We start from the raw sequence: 21226 nt of genomic DNA, 5'->3' as shown, positions 1-21226 counted from the left end.
ATGAAAATAGTCCTGAAATTATCGATATTTTTTATATAATAAAGATGCAGGACAAAATTATTTCCGCAAAAAACGTTGGAGGTTGGCATGTATATTTCTGATGAAGAAAAAGGCAACAGGCTCATTGGCCAGGCAGCGATGCACCTGATCTTCGGCAGACAAGATGTCACCGTGAGCTCGTTGTTGGCCGAACTAAAGTTAATGGCGGAAAATGAGTCTGATGATGATGTGTTAATGCAGATGCACGAAACACGTCGCTGGTTGGCAGGATATCGCTGCCTTAGCAGCCTTTCACCGGAGCGCGCTGGCTGGCTTGATGACAAAATCAGCGCCAGTTTTGGCCTCGCCATGCAGAGCGATGAGTAATCTGCTCTGATGTTACTGCCCGCTGATGCGGGCAGTTTCGATCCTGCCTTTTATGCATATAGCGAATACCCTCCGTTGACATTCCTCTCATTTTTACTCTTCCTTAACCCATATCGCACTTTTTGCCACAAACCCGCCCCGTCAAAGATGGAAAAATCTGTACAACGTAAGCAGAGTTGTATAACTTTGCCGCCAGCTATCAGGCTACAGTTTTCACCAAGCAAAGGAACATCCTCATGCGTCAGGACGGATACAGCACATTACCTAACAGCGATATTGCCCGTTATTTCAGCAGCGCCTCTCTGCCTTCCCAGCAGGAAACGTTGGGTCAGGTAGTAGTTGAAATTCTGCGCTCGGGTAAAATCCTTAACCGTAAAACTTTGTGTACCCGGCTGCTTTGTCGTATGGAAGCGGCGGTGAGCGTGGAAGAAGAGCAGCACTATCAGGAATTGGTTCGTCTGCTGTTTAAAAACAACGCCTGAGTCTGTCCACTGAAGCCCACGTTGGTTTGACACCTGTCCCCTTTTTGTTGTTTTAGCCGCTTTCGCAGTGACTTTTAGCACGAATTCAAAGACATAATTTTTCTGACTGACTTGGCTCATAACTTGGTCGTCGCTAGAATAGCGCTTTACTCGCGATGTTCCGGGCAAGCTACTGACCCAGAGAAACCACTATGAAGAGACGTGACGACGATAAACTAACCGACATTATGATGGGTGAAGCGGTGCTCACCCTGCTGCAAGGCGGCGATGCGATCTCTGCCACGGCGGTGATTGAACGCCTGCAACAACTTGCGGCTAATGAGAAGAACGACATGCGGCAACTCGCCTGTGAACGGGCCATCGCTGAAGTGCGCAGCAGCCTCGATATCGCCCGCGACCGTACCACTCTTCAGGTTTGTGACGGTGAAAATGTGCAGCACATTTTTACCAATGACGGTCCACCCGACGACACTAAAAAACATTAATCCCGCAGCGATTGATTACAATCGCTTTGGCAACTCGACGAGGATGCGCTGATGTACCGAGAGTTGCCGGAGAACGAGAGAAACGATTTGGCTGCCGTGATCCTTTATAGCAGCGCCACTGAAGCACTGGGCATGATGATCAGAGCGATGGTGGCCAGCAAAGAAGTGTTGTCGAACAAGGTGTTAATTCAGCGTCTGATTGCGCAACTGGAAACCGCTACCTTGCCTGCTCAACAGGCGATCCTGAGCCAGACGCTGGCGCTTGTAGTTGGCCAAACGCCGGATGACCCCGGCATCTGATCTGCCCTTCCCTGTTCATCCTGTCTAAAAAAATAATGACACGCCGTGTCACCAGCAAAGCGCTGCGTGTCCGGTAATGCTATTGCATATCAGAAAAATTAGAAAAGAGGGAATAGCGAAGTAGCGGCCGTGGCGACTCAGTTCATTTTGTCTGCAATCAGACGAATGGCGTGCAGAAGATGGTTTTTAAGCGACTCATCGGAAGCCTGCTCCGCGTGCTGTTGCAACAGCGCGGTGATCTCATGCATGTGTATGGGTTTGCCGGCTTCGAGGAGCAGTGAAACGGCATAACCTACCGCCGCCTGTATCTCTTCCGGAATATTGGTTTTTCTGTAACTCAAATTAGTTCTCCCTACATACCGCCTGGGTATCCATACAGCTTACCATTTTGCCACTTAAAGTGACAGCCGGGCGACTGACGCGGGCACAAAGTGGGTGGATTCGGTCCGGCGGCTGATGAATAAACTGCCTGTACCAGCCCAACGTCATGACCGCTCTTCCCAGCTCTGGCGGGATATAATGGACTTTTCTCTGATGATTGCGCTCATGCTAACGCCTCGCCGCAACGATTTAACACAATGCCTTAATCCGGCCATGTGAAACAGTGGTTTTACAGTTATTATCATGCCTCTCAGGCAAGTCTTACACGCCGGGCTTGCCCTTAGCCAGTGAATAATCGTTTACAGCCAGGTGACACCGCATGCAGACCAAGCGAGTACTGATTATTGAAGATGATGCCGACGCTGCTGATGTGCTCAAGGCCTATCTAAAGCGAGAAAACTATGATGTCACTATTGCTGGCGATGGTCTCAGCGGTCTGGAAACGGCTCGCCGCTGGGAGCCCGATCTTATCCTGCTGGATATTATGCTGCCCGGCATGAGTGGCACCGAGGTGCTAACCGCGCTGCGACGCCGGGGTGATACGCCGGTGATCATGGTTACCGCCATGGGCGATGCGCCGGACAGAATTGGTGCACTGCGCTATGGCGCCGACGACTATGTCGTTAAACCTTACGATCCCGGCGAAGTGGTAGCACGCGTGCAGGCAGTGTTGCGCAGAAGTTTTTCGGGCGCGGCACTGCCGGAGAAACTGCGTTGGGCGGCGCTTGAGGTCGATGCTGACGCGCTGACAGCAGTGATTAATCAAACCGATGGACCGCCCTATCGCCTGGAACTCACGCCAACCGAATTTTCCATTCTGGTAACGCTGATGCGTGCACCGGTGCGTCCCTTTACCCGCCAGTTCCTGCTGGAAAACTGCCTGCCCGAAAGCGACGCGCTGGAGCGAGTCGTCGACACACACGTCTACAACCTGCGGCGAAAACTTGAAGCAGCCGGCCTGCACGACATCCTGCCTGCGGTGCGCGGCGTTGGTTATCGGTTTCGTCAGCCATGAGTCGCGCTCCGTACTCTTCTTTATGGCGCTGGATCTGCATGCGCGTGATCGCGCTGGCGCTGGGCAGCGTAGTGCTGATTGCCATCTGTATGTGGCTGAGATTTGCCCTGAAGAATCTGTGGGTCTATCTGCATATGCCGCCGGCACTGCGCGAGGAATTTGCCCAGTTACGCCAGCATCCCGCGCTTGACCTTGCGCGTTATCACCAAATTATTGATAACTGGTGGGGCATCTACTATTCCGATCCGTCCATCGCCTCCAATGACTGGCTGACGGTGGGCGTGCTGGTGATCATGGCGATTCCTTTTATTGTGATGATTGGCTTGCGCGTTGCGCGCCCGCTCTCTGCCCAGTTCAGCAGACTGGCAACAGCGGCGCGTGCGGTTGCCGAGGGTCAGTTCGGCACAACCGCCGATCTGGTAGAAAATGCGCCACAAGAGCTGGTGCAGTTTACCGAAGATTTTAATTTGATGACGCAGCAGCTGGCGCGCTATGAGCGTGAACTGCGGGCTTCGCACGTTGCGATGGCGCATGAGCTTCGTTCACCTTTGACCGCGGCCATTGGCCGCTTGCAGGGCATGATCGATGGCGTATTTGATCCCGATCCGCAGCAATTGAGCATGGTCATGAAGCAGCTTCGCCAGCTGAGTCGCCTGACAGACGAATTACATCTGCTTTCGCTGGCGGATGCCGGACAGCTCAGCCTTGAGCGCAGCAGAATTCATTTGGTTGAACTGCTGCGAGAACGCGCAGCCTGGCTGGCACCGCAGGCGGAAGCGGCAGGTATGGCGATAGTAATAGAGGCAAAGCATCACGCACGCTGTTCGGGCGATGTGTTTCGGCTGGGCCAGGTGTTTACTATTTTAATGGAGAATGCGCTGCGTTACGCACCAGAAGGCAAGAGCCTGACCATCACGGTCACCCAGCATGCGACGCAGGTGAGCATCCTGTTCCGCGATTACGGATCCGGCGTCGATCCGCAATTTCTGCCCATCCTCTTTGATCGCTTCACTCGCGCGGAATCTTCACGGGCACGGCACTCTGGCGGAAGCGGGCTGGGATTATCCATCGCCAGAGCCATTGTGGTTGCGCACGGCGGTGAAGTGTCAGCCAGCTTACCTGCCGACGGCGGCATGGAGATCGCGCTGACGTTGCCTTTATAGCGTGAGTCGTCAATCAGCGGTGCAATAAAAGCGGGAAATTCTCTCAGCCTCTCTATAATTACCGCCCTGGGTTTACGTAAGGAGAACGCAATATGCCCGCTTGGCTATCTTATCTGGCACTGCTGGTTGCCATTATCGTTGAAGTGATCGGCACGACGCTGCTGGGCAAATCGGCCCACTTCACTAAGCTTCTGCCCTCTCTGGGCGCTGCAGTCTGTTATTCGCTCTCTATTTATCTGCTTGCTCAGGCTTTGCGCGCCGTGCCGCTGGCCATCGCTTACGCTTCCTGGGGTGGCCTGGGCATTATTCTCACCACGGTAGTCAGCATTGTGATTTTCAAACAGCATCCTGACACTGCGGCGCTTATTGGTATCGCCCTAATAGTGATAGGCGTAATTATCGTCAATGGCTTTTCAAAAATGAGCGCGCATTAAACAACGTCACTCTCTGGCTTTAACTTTGAGTGATGCAACGCAGCCGCCCACAGCCGCTGCGTTGCCCATGCTAGCGAGGCCACACAACGACCGCGTTGATAGCTTGCTAGCTTCAGATTTTTTTGACAATTGAACAGTGAAATTGTCCGGCAGGAAATAATGCGTTGTGGATGAAAAAGATTATTTAACTGTAAAACAAAGCACAGGAAAAGCGCAGCGTTTTTATATCACCACTGGCAATAAAAACATGCGTTTAAAAACAGTGTTGACACCGCGAAAAAAAAGCTTAGATTGGTACTCAACGGCAGCGGAAAGTTTGTTGCCGGGTAAGCAGAAAGTGTATCAGAAGTTTGTTTCAGAAATAATTTGCGATAAAGGCCACGTAACATTGTTGTATGTGATATCGATAATTGAGGAATAGCTTCACCCTCTGTCGATCAGTGTTAAGGCCACGTAGTGAGATTCACCAATCGCAACCTGGGGACAACAACGCGATGATGTAACGCCATGTTTCAACTACAATTGCTTGCGATAAGGTTTTGTTTTCTGAGTATCGCAACGAAAGTAAGGCAACGCATCAAAGAGTTTATATCGCGAGGGGAGATGTACTGGATTAAGATGCCACGCTTTAAGAAAGTGATGAAGCTGGCGATGTGTTAATCGGTAAATATATGGGGGTTTTTAATTATCTATCTAGTACCCAATATTATCTGTTCTTAACGTGTACATTTAACGCAGTACCAATAGCAGTAAGTATCAACAAAGCGTATTAATGTTAAATCCTAAGTGTGCAGTACCCTAAAAGCCCTGACCTAAACCGTCGGGGCTTTTTATTTTTACAGAATACGCTTACTGGTGGCGCTGCATTTTTAATCGACTATACTCTTAAAGCAGAAAAGGTGGGTTCGTTGCAAAACTAACCATCTAAAATTAAATAATATTAACGCTTGCGTAACACCGCTCTCCCGGTCTAGTATACGTCATCGGTTTGAAACACAGACCTTATGAAAGCAGTTTTAGTAAAGCAGTCCTCAGTTCAAGCGTTATCCATAGATACCCTTCTGCGAGAGCCTCCTCCTAAGTGCCCAGTAAGTAAACTCTGCAAACAGGCCATGTTCGTCACGTTAAGTGGCTCAAAAAATCTAAAGGAAATATCTATGTCTAACAAAATGACTGGTTTAGTAAAATGGTTTAACGCTGATAAAGGTTTCGGCTTCATTACTCCTGAAGACGGCAGCAAAGATGTATTCGTACACTTCTCTGCAATCCAGAGCAATGATTTCAAAACCCTGGATGAAGGCCAGAAAGTTGAGTTCTCAATCGAGAACGGCGCTAAAGGCCCATCAGCTGTAAACGTTGTTCCGCTTTAAGTAGCGAACAATCGCACAGGAATCTACGATAGCGATGACGGCAATAGCCTGAGCAGTGAGTTTCCCGTGATAAAAAACCCGCCTTGTGCGGGTTTTTTGCATTCTACGGCTGCCATTGCCTGCCGCCTGTGCCCTTCCTTCCCTGCTCTCCTCAGTATATCCGCCATCAGCACCATAGAAGTGCCTGGCGCACCAGCGTGTTGCATATTCAGACCAGTTAGTCCGTTTTGACCGGATGGTAAAACTTATCGCACTGATTTTATTGCTATAAATTATTGGCACAGATATTGATAGTGTTCTGGCTATCACGATCGGTATCGCCCGAAGACTTTTCTGGCCTTCACGTTTTGTTAAGGAGACATGCATGAGCAATAAAATAGCCGAAGAGGGATTAGATACGCTGTTTCTCAGCGCGCGAACGCAAAATGGCTGGCAGGATAAGCCGGTGCCAGCAGAACTGCTGCGCGAGCTCTATCAGCTGGTGCGTATGGGGCCAACCTCTGCCAACTGTTCACCCGCACGCTTTGTGTTTATTACCACTGAAGCCGGGCGAGCGCGACTGGCACCCGCGCTGTCAAAAGGCAACGTGGAAAAAACCATGACCGCGCCGGTTAATGTCATCGTGGCGTGGGATACAAAATTTTATGACGCATTGCCAGTGCTATTTCCTCACGGCGATGCGCGCAGTTGGTTCACCTCCAGCGAAAGCTTTGCCCGCGAAACGGCGCTGCGCAACAGTTCGATGCAGGCGGCCTACCTGATCATGGCGGCGCGTGCGCTGGGTCTGGATACCGGGCCGATGTCAGGGTTTGATGCCAAAGCGGTCGACGCCGCATTTTTTGCGGACACCAGCTGGACCGTGAACCAGATCATTAATCTTGGCTATGGCGATGCCAAAAAAGTTTACGATCGTCTTTATCGTTTCGATTTTGAGGAGGCCTGCATTTATGTCTGATACCACACTGCTTGCTGTTGAGGAGACCCAAGTGGTCTCAACAATTTTTTCTGATACTGATGACCAGGGCCGCCAAACATTCAAGGATGCGATGGCGAATCTTGGCTCAGCGGTCAACATTGTCACAACCTTGAGTGAAGAAAGTGCCACTGGATTTACCGCCACTGCCGTTTGTAGCGTCACAGATTCCCCGCCTTCGCTGTTAGTCTGCCTGAATCACAGCGCTTCGGTGTTTGCCGCATTTGCCGATGCCGAACACCTTTGCGTCAACACGCTGGCTGCCGATCAGGAAGCACTGTCCGGGATATTTGGCGGGAAACTGGCCCAGCAGGATCGCTTTGCGGCGGTAGAATGGGACACCTTTATCACCGGCTCGCCGCTGCTGTCAGCCAGCGCAGTTGCCTTTGACTGTAAAATTCAGTCACGCGTCACCGTCGGCACGCACGACATCATGATCTGCGAAATAGTGGGCATCAAACGCCAGCAGTTGGCGTCAAACCTGGTGTGGTTTAATCGGCGCTATCACCATCTGCGATGATGATTGAGATGTTAGATAAAAAGCTGAATTCAGCGCCGACCATCGAAGTCGGCGCTGGGTGCCCGGCGAGAAACGCCGGGCGACAGGTTACATATTCGGGAAGGTAATGTTGCTACCCGGCGCTTCACGATGAAGATGGATGAAGTTCAGGTGACGTTCATACTGATCGAGAATATCAATAATTACCTGCTCTTTGCTGTAATCCATTAAATCGTTGCCCTGGCTGCCCTCCAGCAGGAAGGTTTCCAGACGGTAATAGGTCGATTTACCGCTGCGGGCGCGATAGGTAAAGCCTGGCACCGAATACTGCTGCGGCCAAACCTGGTAAACAAAGTTCTGTTCTTCACCCAGGTTCACACGCAGATCCAGATAGCCCAATGGGTTCTCCTCATCGGCTGGCACTGCTTCCAGCGCAACTTTACCTCCGCGCAGCTCCAACTCTTTCGCCACATCCTGCATTGCCGGGAACACCACGGTTTCCATCATATGCTGGGTATAACGCGAGCCAGGATAGTTCATCAGGCGTGACAGCCGTTTTTTCCAGCTCAGACGATCGTTCGCTGCGGCCAGGTAAGGCGCGGTATCACGCGTGGCGCTGGCACGTCGATAATCCTCAATCTTCAGCGATTTATAAAGCCCCGCCATCACAAAGAAGATCACAAAGCTGAACGGCAGACCCATGATCACCGTGGCGTTTTGCAGTGCCGAGATGCCGTTGGTCATCAGCATGCTCAACGTCAGCACACCAATCGCCACTGACCAGAAGATACGTAGCCAGTTTGGCGCATCGCTGTTGATATCTTTCAGCTTCGAGGTGAAGTTACCCAGCACCAGCGAACCGGAATCCGCCGAGGTGACATAAAACAGCATGCCGGTGATGGTCGCGACCGACGCACTCAGCTTAAACGCCGGATACTGTGCCAGCAGGCTGTAGAAGCCGCGTTCTGCATGGTTCATCACTTCCTGCGCAAATCCTGCGTTGCCGTGAATAATTTCATACAGCGCAGCGTTACCAAATACCGACAGCCAAAGCAGCGTAAAGGTAAACGGAATGATCAGCGTGCCGAGTACGAACTCACGAATAGTACGTCCACGCGAAATACGCGCCAGGAACAGGCCAACAAACGGCGACCAGGCAACCCACCAGGCCCAGAAAAAGAGCGTCCAGCTATTCATCCACTGAGTTGGGCGATCGAAGGCGAAGGTGTTCAGCGTCATGCCCATAAAGCGATTAATGTAATCACCCACGTTAAGCACCAGCGCGTTCAGCAGAAACTCAGTATTGCCGCAGAACAGCACAAACAGAATCAGGCCAACCGCTAGCGCTACGTTGAGTTCAGACAGAATACGAATGCCTTTATCTACGCCAGATGTCACCGAAATGGTCGCGATAATCACCGATAAGACGATTAAGCCAGCCTGCGCTGCCAGTCCTTCAGGAATATCGAACAGCACCTTTAGCCCATAATTGAGCTGCACGACGCCAATACCCAGCGTGGTGGCGATACCAAAAATGGTGCCGACGACCGCCGCGATATCCACGGTATGACCAATCGGTCCGTTGATGCGCTTGCCAAAGATAGGGTACAGCGCCGAGCGAATGGTCAACGGCAGGTTATAGCGATAGCTGAAGTAGCCAAGCGCGATGCCCATCAGTGCGTACATCGACCAGCCAGTCAGGCCGTAGTGGAACAGCGTCCAGACCATCGCCTGACGCGCCGCCTCCATGGTTTGCCCGGCGCCTTCCGGCGGCTGCATATATTGCGTTACCGGCTCGGCCACGGAGAAGAACATCAGGTCGATGCCGATGCCCGCCGCGAACAGCATGGCTGACCAACTGAGTATACTGAACTCCGGTTTTGACTGCTCCGGCCCCAGCTTAATGTCACCAAAGCGCGAGCACGCCATATAGAGCACAAAGACGATATAGAGCGTCGCCGCCAGCATGTAATACCAGCCGAAGGTGGCAGAAACCCAGTTAACTGCGGTCAGGATCCAGCCTGCCGCCTGGCCACTGAAAAGAATGGTCAACAGTGAAAACGTCAGAATCAGTCCAGCTGAAGTGTAAAACACAACAGGATTGATTCTGTCTTTTTCACCGGATGGTGGATTCATCATCAATAAAAGCCTCTGGTTAAATGTCTAATTATTCAATCGATTAATTCACCGTATCGGTCAATAACTGACCGCTATTTTCCCTGTTAAGTACCCTGCTAAACCATCACGGTGAACAACCGCTGACGATTGTAGTCCACTGCTACGCTTATGTAACAATCGAAGCGCAACATCCTAACAAGTTTTCTTTTTATATTGAACGTGCAATCAAAAAAAGTTTTAATAGGGGTACGAAATGAGCACGGAGCAGGAAAAATGCCAAAGGTGGGGATGCAGCCGATACGACGTCGGCAACTGATTGATGCGACCCTGAGTACGATTAATGAAGTGGGCCTGAATGATGCCACTATCGCCCAGATTGCCCGCCGCGCGGGTGTATCAACCGGCATCATCAGTCATTACTTTAAAGATAAAAACGGCCTGCTTGAGGCCACCATGCGCGATGTCACGCGCCAGCTACGCGATGCCGTTGCTGCCCGGCTCAAGCCACTGGCCGATGCCTCCACCGAAGCGCGGCTTCATGCCATCGTTGAAGGCAACTTCGATGAAACACAGGTGCATAAGGCAGCGATGAAAGCCTGGCTGGATTTCTGGTCCAGCAGCATGCACCAACCGCAGCTGAATCGCCTTGAGCGGGTCAGCAGCAGCCGGCTTTTTTCCTCGCTGGCGGCAGAATTTCGACGTGAAATGCCGCGCGATAAAGCCCGCCTGGCCGCACACGGTCTGGCGGCACTGATAGATGGGCTTTGGTTGCGCGCCGCACTGAGCCGCAAACCTTTTGATCCCGAGGTCGCCCGAACACTGACCACACAATTCATTCATCAGCAGTTGGCTGACGATCAGAATAGATAAGGAAGAGATAATGTCCCGATTTAACGAGCAACACCTCTACATTGATGGCGCCTACGTTCCTTCTGCGGAAGGAAAAACTTTTCAGACCATCAATCCGGCGAACGGCGAAGTGCTGGCCGAGGTGCACGAAGCGGGCCCGCAGGACGTTGAGCGGGCGGTAAACGCGGCTAAAAAAGGACAAAAAGTCTGGGCAGCGATGACCGCCATGGAGCGTTCGCGCATCCTGCGCCGGGCGGTCGATATCCTGCGCGAGCGCAACGATGCGCTGGCTGAACTGGAAACGCTGGATACCGGCAAACCGCTGAGCGAAACCGCCAGCGTGGATATCGTTACCGGTGCTGACGTGCTGGAATATTACGCAGGCCTGATCCCGACGCTGGAAGGCCAGCAGATCCCATTGCGCGATACCGCCTTTGTCTATACCCGTCGCGAACCGCTGGGCGTGGTGGCCGGTATCGGCGCATGGAACTATCCGATTCAGATCGCACTGTGGAAATCAGCCCCTGCCCTTGCGGCAGGCAACGCCATGATCTTCAAGCCAAGCGAAGTGACTCCGCTCACCGCGCTGAAGCTGGCAGAAATCTATACCGAGGCGGGCGTCCCCAACGGCGTATTCAACGTGCTGCCTGGCACCGGCCCGGTCACCGGCCAGCTGCTGACTGAGCATGACGGCATCGATAAAGTCTCCTTCACCGGTGGCGTTGCCAGCGGCAAGAAAGTGATGGCAAACGCCGCAGGCTCAACGCTGAAAGATGTCACCATGGAACTGGGTGGCAAATCGCCGCTGATCGTCTTTGATGACGCCGATCTCGATCTGGCAGCCGATATCGCGATGATGGCGAATTTTTACAGCTCCGGTCAGGTCTGCACCAACGGCACGCGCGTATTTGTGCCCGCTGCCCTGCAACCGGCGTTTGAGCAGAAAATTGCCGAGCGCGTGGCGCGCATCCGCCCCGGCTCGCTCACCGACGCCGACACCAACTTTGGCCCGCTGGTTAGCTTTGCCCATCGCGACAACGTGATGCGTTACATCGAGTCAGGTATTGCCGAAGGCGCACGTCTGTTGTGTGGCGGCACGCGTCTGACCGGTGCAGGCTTTGATGAAGGCGCATGGGTTGCACCGACGGTGTTTACCGACTGCCGCGATGAGATGAAGATCGTTCGCGAAGAGATCTTTGGTCCAGTGATGTCAATCCTGACCTATGAAAGCGAAGAAGAAGTGGTACGCCGCGCGAATGCCACCGAGTTTGGTCTCGCCGCCGGTGTGGTCACCAACGATCTGAACCGCGCGCACCGCGTGATTCATCAGATCGAAGCCGGCATTTGCTGGATCAACACCTGGGGCGAGTCGGCGGCGGAAATGCCGGTCGGCGGTTACAAGCACTCTGGTGTCGGTCGCGAAAACGGGTTGATGACCCTGCAAAATTACACTCAGGTCAAATCAATCCAGGTTGAGATGACGCGTTTTCAGTCCGTATTTTAATATTTGATCCTGAGGAGTAACCGATGGAATTTGATTATATTGTTATTGGCGCCGGTTCCGCAGGCAACGTGCTGGCGACGCGCCTGACCGAAGACAGCAGCGTCAACGTCCTGCTGCTGGAAGCGGGCGGCCCCGATTACCGTGCGGACTTCCGTACGCAGATGCCTGCCGCGCTGGCATTCCCTCTGCAAGGCCGTCGTTACAACTGGGCGTATGAAACCGACCCAGAGCCTTACATGAATAACCGTCGCATGGAATGCGGTCGCGGCAAGGGCCTTGGTGGCTCGTCGCTGATCAACGGCATGTGCTATATCCGCGCTAACGCTCTGGATCTCGACGGCTGGGCGAAAGAACCCGGTCTGGAATCCTGGAGCTACCTGGATTGCCTGCCCTACTACCGCAAAGCGGAAACCCGCGATATCGGCCCGAACGACTATCACGGCGGCGACGGCCCGGTGAGCGTCGCCACGCCAAAAGCGGGCAACAACGTGCTGTTCGAAGCGATGATTGAAGCCGGTGTGCAGGCAGGTTATCCGCGTACTGACGATCTCAACGGCTACCAGCAGGAAGGTTTTGGCCCAATGGATCGCACGGTCACGCCGAAAGGTCGTCGAGCCAGTACCGCGCGCGGCTATCTGGATCAGGCCAAAAGCCGTCCAAACCTGAAAATTGTCACCCATGCCACCACCGATCGCATCTTGTTTGACGGCAAGCGCGCCGTCGGCGTGGCCTATATGCTCGGCGACAGCAATGAAGTGCACGAAGCGCGTGCGCGCCGTGAAGTGCTGCTCAGCGCGGGCGCTATCGCTTCGCCGCAGATTCTGCAGCGATCCGGCGTTGGCCCGGCCGCTCTGCTGAAACAGTTCGATATTCCAGTGGTGCACGATCTGCCTGGCGTCGGCGAAAACCTGCAGGACCACCTTGAAATGTACCTGCAGTATGAGTGTAAAGAGCCGGTGTCGATTTATCCGGCCCTGAAATGGTGGAACCAGCCGAAAATCGGTGCGGAATGGATGTTTAACGGCACCGGTATTGGCGCCAGCAACCAGTTTGAAGCGGGCGGCTTTATTCGCAGCCGTGAAGAGTTCGCCTGGCCGAACATTCAGTACCACTTCCTGCCGGTGGCGATTAACTACAACGGCTCGAACGCGGTCAATGCGCACGGCTTCCAGTGTCATGTGGGTTCGATGCGTTCCCCAAGCCGCGGTCACGTGCGACTGAAATCACGCGATCCGCGCCAGCACCCGTCGATTCTGTTTAATTACATGGCATCCGAGCAGGACTGGCATGAATTCCGCGATGCCATTCGCATCACGCGCCAAATCATCAATCAGCCGGCGCTGGATAAATACCGTGGCCGCGAAATCAGTCCCGGCCTCGACTGCCAGACGGACGAGCAGCTGGACGAGTTTGTGCGTAATCACGGCGAAACAGCCTACCATCCTTGCGGTACCTGCAAAATGGGTAACGATGAAATGTCAGTGGTTGACGGCGATGGCCGTGTGCACGGCGTTGAAGCGCTACGCGTGGTCGATGCATCCATCATGCCGCTGATCATCACCGGTAACCTGAATGCCACCACCATTATGATTGGCGAAAAAATCGCCGACCGTATTCGTGGCAAGGCACCGTTACCACGCAGCACCGCCAGCTACTTTGTCGCCGGTGAGAAACCGGTGCGCGGCGAGCCACAGCGCCCGTAAATTGTTGCGGCAATCAGCGCCATCAACGTTAACGCGTTGATGGCGTTTTTTTTGCCTGTCTGCGGCGCATGCTCACGTAAACTCGTTACTCACCGTCATCACCTGCGTTATTTTGTGATCCTTTCCGTTACTGGCTGTCCAGTTGCCCAAAAAGCAACGTTCATGCCCACTTATCCTTAGGCTTTCGCCTGATGCCGCACCGCGGCTGCATTCCTATACTCGCTAATGATTTGAACAGGTTACCGTTATCCCGGCTGGCTGGGATACCCTTATGCGAGGTATCACTTTGGAAATATCATCAATTGAGGTTATGCGCATTGCGATTCCTTTTCATGCGCATCGCCGCCCGCCGCAGCGTGAAGAAACCACCTTTAATGCCGCGTCACCTTCCTTACGCAAAATGGAAACGCTGCTGGTGAAAGTGGAAACCACCAGCGGCCTGTGTGGCTGGGGTGAAGCCTTTGGTCACCTGGCAAACCCGGTGACTGAACAGGCGCTGCGCTCGCTGGTGGCACCGTTCTTTTTGCAACGTTCGATGCCTGAAAATAGCGGACAAATAGAAGCGTTAATGCAGCAGGCAGAACAGGCGCTGCATGCCTTCGGACGCAGCGGGCCGGTACGTTTTGCGCTTTCGGCGCTGGATGTCGCGCTGTGGGATCTGCTCGGCCAGCATCTGCAACAGCCACTGTGGCAACTGCTGGGCGCGCAACGACAACACATCGAACGCTACGCCAGCCTCGTCAGTTATGACAACGATCCCGAAGCGGTCGCTAAGCAGGTGGTGCAGGCACAGCAGCAGGGTTTTACCACGCTAAAGCTGCATGAAACGGAAGTTGCCGCCATCACGGCGGCCCGCCGCGCACTGCCTGAAACCGTTGAATTAATGGTTGACGTTAACTGTCCGTGGACGCCGGAGCAGGCGGTGCAGCAAGCGCATGCCCTGCGCTCGCTTAATCTGGTCTGGCTGGAAGAGCCGATCTGGCCGCCGGATGACTATGCAGCGTTGTCGGCGCTGCGCGAAATTGGCGTGCCGATTGCGGCGGGCGAAAACGCCGATGGCGACCACGGTTTTGCTCACTTAATGGCGTTAAATGCCGTGGATATTGTGCAGCCAAGTGTGGCAAAAGTCGGCGGCATTAGCGCGGCACTGCGCGTGTTCGCTCTTGCCCGACAACACAAGGTCACCGTGGTGCCGCACTGCTTCTATTATGGCGCTGGCATGCTGGCGACCGCGCATCTGGTTGCCACTCTGCCGCCTGCGATCAAAATGGAAGTGCCGTGGATCACCTTTGAGGCGGCGCTCTATCCCGAGCTGCCAACCGCGGTGAACTTTACCCTTTCGTCTGCGCCCGGACTCGGCTATCAACCCGATCCCGCCGTGCTCCAGCGCTACCGTATTTCACACCATCGAATTGCTGCCACAGAGGGAAGCCACCATGTTTAAACGCTACCGGGTGGTCATCGCCCTGCTGCTCTTTTTTGCCGGCATGCTTAACTATCTCGACCGCGCCGCGCTGTCAGTGATGGCACCGCTGGTCAAACAGGATCTGCACATTAATGACGCGCAGATGGGCATTCTGTTTAGCTGCTTTTTCATCGGCTACTGCGCATTCTGTTTTATTGGCGGCTGGTGTGCCGATCGCTTCGGTCCACGCCGCGTCTACGCCTGGGCGGCCACCATCTGGTCGTTGTTCTGTGGCGCAACCGCGTTGGTCACCGGCTTTGCACATCTGCTGATTGTGCGCATGCTGTTTGGCGTGGGTGAAGGTCCGATGGGCACCACCACCAACAAGTCGATCGCCAACTGGTTCCCCAAACAGGAAGTGGGTCGGGCGGTAGGATTCACCAACGCTGGCCAGCCGCTGGGCGCCGCCATCGCCGCGCCCATTGTAGGGCTGGTCGGCTGGCACTTCGGCTGGCGCATCGCCTTTGTGGTCATCGCGCTGCTGGGGTTTATCTGGGTAGGCTGCTGGCTGCTGCTGTTTCGCGATAAGCCGGAGCAGCATCCGCGCGTCAGTCAGGAAGAGAGTGACTACATCGCACGAAATCGTCCGGCAAGCCTGAAAAGCGCAGCCTCGCCGCAGCAGGACCCGCATTCATTGTGGCGTTACGTTTTTTCCCTGCCGGTGCTCGGCGTCGCCAGTGCCTTCTTCTGCTTTAACTATATCCAGTTCTTTTTTCTCTCCTGGCTGCCCAGCTATCTCACGGACTTTCAGCATCTGGATATTAAAAGCATGAGCATTATCGGCGTGCTGCCCTGGTTGGGTGCGACGGTGGGCTTTCTGGGCGGAGGCATGGTATCGGATATGCTCTATCGGCGGACGCACAACTTTCTGCTGTCGCGCAAGCTGGTGATCTTTGTGGGTCTGGCGGTGGCAGCGGTCTGTGTAATGCTTACCGCCTGGAGCAGCAACGTAGTCAGCGCGGTGACGCTAATTACCCTCGCCAGCGTCTTCGCCTACATGACGCCGCAGGCGTGCTGGTCGCTGCTGCAGGACATTGTGCCGCCCGGCCGCATCGGCACCGCTGGCGGGTTTGTGCATCTGCTGGCCAATCTGGCGGGAATTCTGTCGCCGGGGATTACCGGCTTCCTTATCCAGTACGGCGGCGGTTATCACACTGCCTTTGTACTGGCGAGCCTGCTCGCGTTAGCCGGAATGCTGTTGCTGGCGGTGCTGGTGCGTGAAAAAGGCGTGGCATCGCTGCGTGCGTTGGCGACGGAGTAAGGCCTGAAACAGAGGCCGAAACGGCCTCTGTTTTTACGTGTTTTTCTGTAACATGCCGTGTTGCCACAGCCGATCGCGAGCGATGTTTTTCATTTTGACCTCACACATGATGTCAAAATCTGCAAACGACAGCGCCCAGTTATTCAACGTGTCATTGAAATAGAAGTCGGAATGCGCCCGCAGCTTCGACTTCCCGATGCCCAGCGTAAGCTGATCGGGAAAGCCGGTTTCCGGGATCAGCCCTTCCTGCGAGATCGAGTAGTGCAACACCGGTCTGACGCCTCGCCACGATGCTTTGATGCGTTCAATACGCGCATCGTCAGGCGTAATAAATTCGTTCTCTTTTACCCAGTGGTGATGAATATCGAGCACCACCGGGCACAACTCTGCCGCCTGCAGGACATCATCCAGCGAACAGGAGATTTCATCGTTTTCGACCGTCAGCATGCGCCGCGCTTCCTCGCTGAGTTTGCCGAACGCCGCCTGAAAACCGGCAAAACCCTGTTTGCCGTTCATATGAATATTAATTTTGAAGTCCTGAAACGCACGACCATAGCCAAGCATCACCGCGCAAAGCGCGTGGTATTCCACATCTTCCAGCGCGCGTTCCACTACCAGCGGATTATCGGACGCCAGCACCGAATATTGTCCCGGATGAAACGAGAGGCGAATATTATTGGCCTTTGCCACTTCACCGCAGGCGGTAAACAAAGGTGCCAGATCGGGCAGCAGTTCCTGATAAAGACGGCTGGCTTCGGGCACGGTAAATAATGGCAGCAGATCGCTGCCGATACGCATCATTCTTAGTGCGTCGGGCTGGGTCGCCAGCGCGTTAAAGGTTGCCAGCAGATGATTAAGATTATTGGTAGCAAGCTGATACAGCAGCGCAGACTGCTCTTCTTGTTTCAGGCTTAAAAAACGCGTGCGGGTGGTGGCCTTAAAAGGGAATGGCTGTTTAAAATCCGCATCAAGATATTTACACGCAAAGCCTAATTTCATAATAACCTCAGTTTGTTCAGGTGCTACAAGTGTAACAACAAATCCCGCTTTCGCTGGCGACCCACACCAGCTGCGGCCTGACTGCGTTATTAATAAGCAACTCATAATCTGCTGCCTTTTACCGGCAGGTTATGATGCCGCGTTATAAGTTATATCGCGGCGGAAGTGTGCAGTTTCCGTGACTTATATTACTATCCAGCACTTAACTTTTCTGAAGGGATACGTTCATGTTTAAAGGTTTGCTTACGGCGTTACTCGCCAGCTCCGTTTTACTGTTATCCGCCTGTTCACCCGATAACGACAATAAAGTCAAAGTTGCCATCAATACCGGACCGGATCAGGCAATCTGGGAAGAAGTACAGAAAGTCGCCAAAGATAAATACAAGCTGGATGTCGAAGTGGTCTCCTTCAACGATTATGTGCTGCCGAATGAAGCGCTGAGCGGCAAAGATGTCGATGCCAACGCCTTCCAGAGTCTGCCTTATCTTGAAGATCAAACCAAAGCGCGCGGTTATAAATTTGCCGTAGTCGGAAAAACCTTTGTTTTCCCAATTGCCGCCTATTCCCACAAAATTAAAAACATCAATGAACTGCCGGATGGCGCAACCATTACCATTTCCAATGAAGCGACCACGCTGGGCCGCAGCCTGCTGCTGATGCAGGCACAGGGCTTAATCAAGCTCAAGGACGGCGTGGGTTATCTTCCGACTACGCTCGACATCGTTGCCAATCCGAAACATCTGAAGCTGGCCGAAGTGGATACCCCGCAGCTGACCCGTACGCTTGACGATCCAAATGTCACGCTGTCGATTATTAACACCAACTTCTCTGCGCAGGCGGGATTATCTTCAACCCGTGATGGCCTGTTCCGCGAGGGCGCGGCTTCGCCGTACGTTAACGCACTGGTTTCGCGTGAAGAAGACAAAGACAGCGATAAAATTCAGAAGCTGAAAGCGGCGTTACAGTCGCCGGAAGTCGCAGCCAAAGCGAAAGAAGTCTACAAAGGCGACGCGATTCAGGGCTGGTAATGCCACGGATTGCCTCCTGATGGTTGCAACGGCCTGCGCTAAGCAGGCCGTTTTCTTTTTTAACGCTCGCCGGTAAACAGGCCACGATGGTTTTCCAGCCAGTGATGGAAACGTTGTGGCTCACGGCCGGTTAACTGTTTGAAGTCGGTGGTCACCGCCGCGACGCGCCCGGCGGCGGTATTGGCATCAAACGAGGCGAAAATACGTGCCAGCGGCTCCGGCAGGCCCGCCGCCATCATACCCTGCACCAGCGATTCCAGCGGGACTTGCACCACCGTAATCGGCTTATTCACCACTCCGGCGATGGCCGCGGCAATCTGCTGTTTGGTCAGTGATTCGGGGCCGGAAAGGGTCCAGGTCTTTTTACCGGTTTCTGTTCCTGCAAGCGCCACGGCGGCGGCCAACGCCAGATCGTCACGCGCGATATCGGCGCTGCCCTGCCCTTCGTCTGCGCTGTACCACTGGCCTGAGGCGATGGCAGCCGGAATCGACATCGCAAGATTTTCGAAATACCAGTGATTGCGCAGCACCGTCCAGCCCGGCAGTTCGCTGGCTGCCAGCGCCTCTTCGGTGCCCAGGTGGTCGGGGGCGATCAGCAGCGGTGCACCCTCAGGATGAGGTGCGGAGGTGTAGACCACATGCTGAACACCGGCCGTTGCAAAACCAGTAACAGCATTCTGATGCTGCTGCAGGCGCTGGCCTGGCCGGTCGAGGGTATCGGTGCTGATCAATAACGCCCGCTCAATGCCTGATAGTGCCGCCGCAAAGCTGGCCGGTTTTTCAAAATCGAGTTCGCGCACCTGCACGCCTTTGGCGGCCCAGCTGGCAAGTCGCTCCGGCTGGCGACTGGCGGCGACGATGCGATTAGCCGGGATATCCAGCGTGCTGGTCAGATGCTGTAACACTGCCTGGCCAAGCTGGCCCGATGCGCCGGTAACGAGAAGTAATGATTCCACAGTGAAACTCCGCTATTGCTGTTAAGTGAGAGAAACCATAAACTCATACCGCACTTAAAAGAAGTACGTACAAAAATGTTAGTAAGGAAAAAATATGAAAGAGGCAGAAAAACCGGCGTCCGGATTGACCGCTGCGCTGCGCCGCGGCGAGTTGACCAGCGTTGACTGTCCTTCGCGCGAGGTGTTTAAACACGTCACCAGCCTGTGGGGCGTGCTGTGCCTGATTGCATTACGCGACGGCACGCTGCGCTTCAGCGAACTGAGACGAAAAGCCACCGGCGTGAGCGAACGTATGCTGGCGCTAACCCTGCAACGGCTGGAAGAAGATGGTTTTGTCAGACGAACCGCTTATCCGGTTATTCCGCCGCGCGTGGAGTACGATCTCACGCCGAGCGGTGAACAGGTTGCAGCACACGTTGCCATGCTGGCTGACTGGATTGAGGAGAATACCGGAGACGTGATGCAACAGCGGCAGGCGCGCGGCTAAGCACGGCGCCTGCCATCAAACCACCTGCACAGCACTGTGCAGGCAGCTGACGCATCAGTTTTTTTCAGGCCAGGAGACCGCGGGAATACCGTTGCGTTTCGGCGTGGCGAACAGCGAGCCCTGGAAGTGAAAAATACCGGCTGCTTCGAGCCACATCCACTCTTCCGGCTTTTCAACGCCTTCCGCCGTCACGGCAATCTCCAGCGATGAACAGCATTTCAGAATCGCCTGCACGATCGCCTGCTTCGGACCGCTTTTGTGCACGTCGCTGATGATATTGCGGTCGATTTTGATCTTGTCGGGCTGGAAACGCGTTAACAGCAGCAGTCCGGCAGAACCGGCGCCAAAATCATCAATGGCCACGCTGATACCGGCAGACTTCAGCTTTTTGATCGCGCTTTCAAACTCATCAAGTCGGGAAATCACTTCATTTTCAGTGACTTCCACTACAACCTGCTCTGGCACCAGATCGCTGGCTTTCATCGCCTCAATCAGCTTTTCAACCGCGTCTGGCACCACCACCAGTGACATCGGCAGCAGGTTAACCGACAGCGTCAGGCCTTCGATGCCGAGCTTTTTCGCCAGCGCAAAGGCCGTGGCTTTCGACTCAAGATCCAGCGCATAGATCGCGTCCTGCGTCAGTTCCGCTGCGTTCTCATCCGGACAGAACACCGCCTCAAGCGATACAATCTGACGAGCGAAGGGATCGATAATCGGCTGGAAGGCGAAATGATGGTTGCCTGTACCCGACGCATCCGCGGCATCTACCGAAGCCAGCACATCATCGGTAATGAAATCCCAGTAGTCCGCCGGTGGGACCTCAAAATAGTTCTCTTTTTCACGTGCCTCGACAAAAGTACGCAGAAATTGCAGTGCCCGATCATCATAGGTCAGGCGATATTTTGAGGTGCCTTTATCCAGCACCGCCTGCAATACCGATTCTTTGTCGTACTGACGCAGATCGAACAGCTCCATACCGGCGTTACCGAAACGACGCGCAGGACCGTGATCGCGCATTAATTCAACAACATTGTGATGGCGGGTATCGCTTAAGATACGGCCATAAATGTCGAGAACTGCCTCTTCCGGGCCTTCCAGCACCTGGAAAAAGTGGGTGCCATTGAACAGAAGAATCCCGGTCACGTTAAATAAACTATTCAGTTTATTCGCTTTTTCCGCCAGGTACTCCAGAGATTTAATCGGAACGTCATCGGCAAGATGACTGCGATAGATAATTGTCGACAACATTACGTATTCCAGACTCCTTGCGTGTGTTCGGCTACTTTACCAGAAGTTCACGCCGTGTTGTGCAGATCTCTGCAACATTGCGTTATCGTATTATGAGCAGCGTTGACAGAATAACAAAACGTAACGCACGGTTATTTATC

At 54.0% G+C, this 21226-nt stretch carries 23 protein-coding genes; 18 read left to right on the top strand and 5 right to left on the bottom strand.

The window, feature by feature from the left end:
* The first annotated feature begins 87 nt into the window (after positions 1-87).
* The 4 genes from EM595_RS19515 to EM595_RS19500 all read left to right on the top strand — a co-directional run bounded on the left by EM595_RS19515 (position 88) and on the right by EM595_RS19500 (position 1633).
* A complete protein-coding gene (locus EM595_RS19515; protein WP_067436829.1) occupies positions 88-366 on the top strand; it encodes a hypothetical protein in 279 nt (92 codons plus the stop codon).
* A gap of 236 nt (positions 367-602) precedes the next feature.
* A complete protein-coding gene (ycgZ, locus tag EM595_RS19510; protein ID WP_067436827.1) occupies positions 603-848 on the top strand; it encodes a regulatory protein YcgZ in 246 nt (81 codons plus the stop codon).
* A 191-nt stretch (positions 849-1039) separates the two neighbouring features.
* Positions 1040-1333 (top strand): hypothetical protein, encoded by a 294-nt coding sequence (locus tag EM595_RS19505; RefSeq protein ID WP_067436824.1) that lies wholly within the window; start codon positions 1040-1042, stop codon positions 1331-1333.
* Positions 1334-1384: 51 nt separating this feature from the next.
* Positions 1385-1633: a biofilm development regulator YmgB/AriR family protein gene (locus EM595_RS19500; RefSeq protein WP_067436821.1), complete on the top strand. Its 249-nt coding sequence runs from the start codon at positions 1385-1387 to the stop codon at positions 1631-1633.
* A 137-nt stretch (positions 1634-1770) separates the two neighbouring features.
* Here EM595_RS19500 and EM595_RS19495 read toward each other — a convergent pair whose 3' ends face one another.
* Complete coding sequence (locus EM595_RS19495; RefSeq protein WP_067436818.1) at positions 1771-1974, bottom strand: hypothetical protein; 204 nt, start codon at positions 1972-1974, stop codon at positions 1771-1773.
* A gap of 359 nt (positions 1975-2333) precedes the next feature.
* Here EM595_RS19495 and EM595_RS19490 point away from each other — a divergent pair, with 359 nt between their 5' ends.
* From EM595_RS19490 to EM595_RS19460, 7 genes are all read left to right on the top strand, one after another.
* On the top strand, positions 2334-3029 hold the full coding sequence (locus tag EM595_RS19490) for a response regulator (RefSeq protein ID WP_067436815.1): 696 nt from the start codon (positions 2334-2336) through the stop codon (positions 3027-3029).
* Positions 3026-4192, top strand: a complete 1167-nt coding sequence (locus tag EM595_RS19485; RefSeq protein ID WP_067436812.1) for a sensor histidine kinase — start codon at positions 3026-3028, stop codon at positions 4190-4192. Before EM595_RS19490 ends, EM595_RS19485 begins: the two co-directional genes overlap by 4 nt.
* A 92-nt stretch (positions 4193-4284) precedes the next feature.
* Complete coding sequence (locus tag EM595_RS19480) at positions 4285-4626, top strand: DMT family transporter (RefSeq protein WP_067436810.1); 342 nt, start codon at positions 4285-4287, stop codon at positions 4624-4626.
* Between the two features lie 166 nt (positions 4627-4792).
* Complete coding sequence (locus tag EM595_RS19475; protein ID WP_067436807.1) at positions 4793-5047, top strand: hypothetical protein; 255 nt, start codon at positions 4793-4795, stop codon at positions 5045-5047.
* A gap of 736 nt (positions 5048-5783) precedes the next feature.
* The gene (gene cspG / locus EM595_RS19470) at positions 5784-5996 is read left to right on the top strand and encodes a cold shock protein CspG (RefSeq protein WP_067436804.1); all 213 of its coding nucleotides are present in this window, start codon (positions 5784-5786) and stop codon (positions 5994-5996) included.
* Between the two features lie 364 nt (positions 5997-6360).
* Positions 6361-6951 (top strand): malonic semialdehyde reductase, encoded by a 591-nt coding sequence (locus EM595_RS19465; protein ID WP_067436801.1) that lies wholly within the window; start codon positions 6361-6363, stop codon positions 6949-6951.
* A gap of 91 nt (positions 6952-7042) precedes the next feature.
* Positions 7043-7489 (top strand): flavin reductase, encoded by a 447-nt coding sequence (locus EM595_RS19460; protein ID WP_067437044.1) that lies wholly within the window; start codon positions 7043-7045, stop codon positions 7487-7489.
* Between the two features lie 87 nt (positions 7490-7576).
* Here the strand turns inward: EM595_RS19460 and EM595_RS19455 are convergent, their stop codons facing one another.
* Complete coding sequence (locus EM595_RS19455) at positions 7577-9607, bottom strand: choline transporter (protein ID WP_067436798.1); 2031 nt, start codon at positions 9605-9607, stop codon at positions 7577-7579.
* Between the two features lie 252 nt (positions 9608-9859).
* Here EM595_RS19455 and betI point away from each other — a divergent pair, with 252 nt between their 5' ends.
* The 5 genes from betI to EM595_RS19430 all read left to right on the top strand — a co-directional run bounded on the left by betI (position 9860) and on the right by EM595_RS19430 (position 16368).
* Positions 9860-10456, top strand: a complete 597-nt coding sequence (betI, locus tag EM595_RS19450) for a transcriptional regulator BetI (RefSeq protein ID WP_067436795.1) — start codon at positions 9860-9862, stop codon at positions 10454-10456.
* Between the two features lie 10 nt (positions 10457-10466).
* Positions 10467-11939 carry a betaine-aldehyde dehydrogenase gene (betB, locus tag EM595_RS19445; RefSeq protein WP_067436792.1) on the top strand — a complete coding sequence of 491 codons (1473 nt, stop codon included), beginning with the start codon at positions 10467-10469 and terminating at the stop codon, positions 11937-11939.
* Between the two features lie 23 nt (positions 11940-11962).
* Complete coding sequence (gene betA, locus EM595_RS19440; RefSeq protein ID WP_067436789.1) at positions 11963-13642, top strand: choline dehydrogenase; 1680 nt, start codon at positions 11963-11965, stop codon at positions 13640-13642.
* A gap of 286 nt (positions 13643-13928) precedes the next feature.
* Positions 13929-15086, top strand: coding sequence for a mandelate racemase/muconate lactonizing enzyme family protein (locus tag EM595_RS19435; protein ID WP_067436786.1), 1158 nt, complete (start codon positions 13929-13931; stop codon positions 15084-15086).
* A complete protein-coding gene (locus EM595_RS19430) occupies positions 15079-16368 on the top strand; it encodes an MFS transporter (RefSeq protein WP_067436784.1) in 1290 nt (429 codons plus the stop codon). The genes EM595_RS19435 and EM595_RS19430 overlap by 8 nt, the downstream gene beginning before the upstream one ends.
* Positions 16369-16401: 33 nt before the next feature.
* On the opposite strand, the gene EM595_RS19425 is transcribed toward EM595_RS19430, so the two are convergent.
* Positions 16402-17367 carry an apurinic/apyrimidinic endonuclease family protein gene (locus tag EM595_RS19425; protein ID WP_067436781.1) on the bottom strand — a complete coding sequence of 322 codons (966 nt, stop codon included), beginning with the start codon at positions 17365-17367 and terminating at the stop codon, positions 16402-16404.
* A gap of 227 nt (positions 17368-17594) precedes the next feature.
* Here EM595_RS19425 and EM595_RS19420 point away from each other — a divergent pair, with 227 nt between their 5' ends.
* On the top strand, positions 17595-18395 hold the full coding sequence (locus tag EM595_RS19420; RefSeq protein WP_067436778.1) for a MetQ/NlpA family ABC transporter substrate-binding protein: 801 nt from the start codon (positions 17595-17597) through the stop codon (positions 18393-18395).
* 59 nt (positions 18396-18454) lie between these two features.
* Here EM595_RS19420 and EM595_RS19415 read toward each other — a convergent pair whose 3' ends face one another.
* Complete coding sequence (locus tag EM595_RS19415) at positions 18455-19351, bottom strand: SDR family oxidoreductase (RefSeq protein WP_067436775.1); 897 nt, start codon at positions 19349-19351, stop codon at positions 18455-18457.
* Between the two features lie 94 nt (positions 19352-19445).
* Between EM595_RS19415 and EM595_RS19410 the strand changes: the two genes are divergently transcribed.
* Positions 19446-19838, top strand: a complete 393-nt coding sequence (locus EM595_RS19410) for a winged helix-turn-helix transcriptional regulator (protein ID WP_067436772.1) — start codon at positions 19446-19448, stop codon at positions 19836-19838.
* 54 nt (positions 19839-19892) lie between these two features.
* On the opposite strand, the gene EM595_RS19405 is transcribed toward EM595_RS19410, so the two are convergent.
* Entirely contained in the window at positions 19893-21086 is a 1194-nt protein-coding gene (locus tag EM595_RS19405; protein ID WP_067436769.1) for a diguanylate phosphodiesterase, read from the bottom strand.
* Positions 21087-21226: the final 140 nt, after the last annotated feature.

This window comes from Duffyella gerundensis (assembly GCF_001517405.1).
Lineage (GTDB): Bacteria > Pseudomonadota > Gammaproteobacteria > Enterobacterales > Enterobacteriaceae > Duffyella > Duffyella gerundensis.
This window is presented reverse-complemented; position numbering and strand designations above follow the sequence as displayed.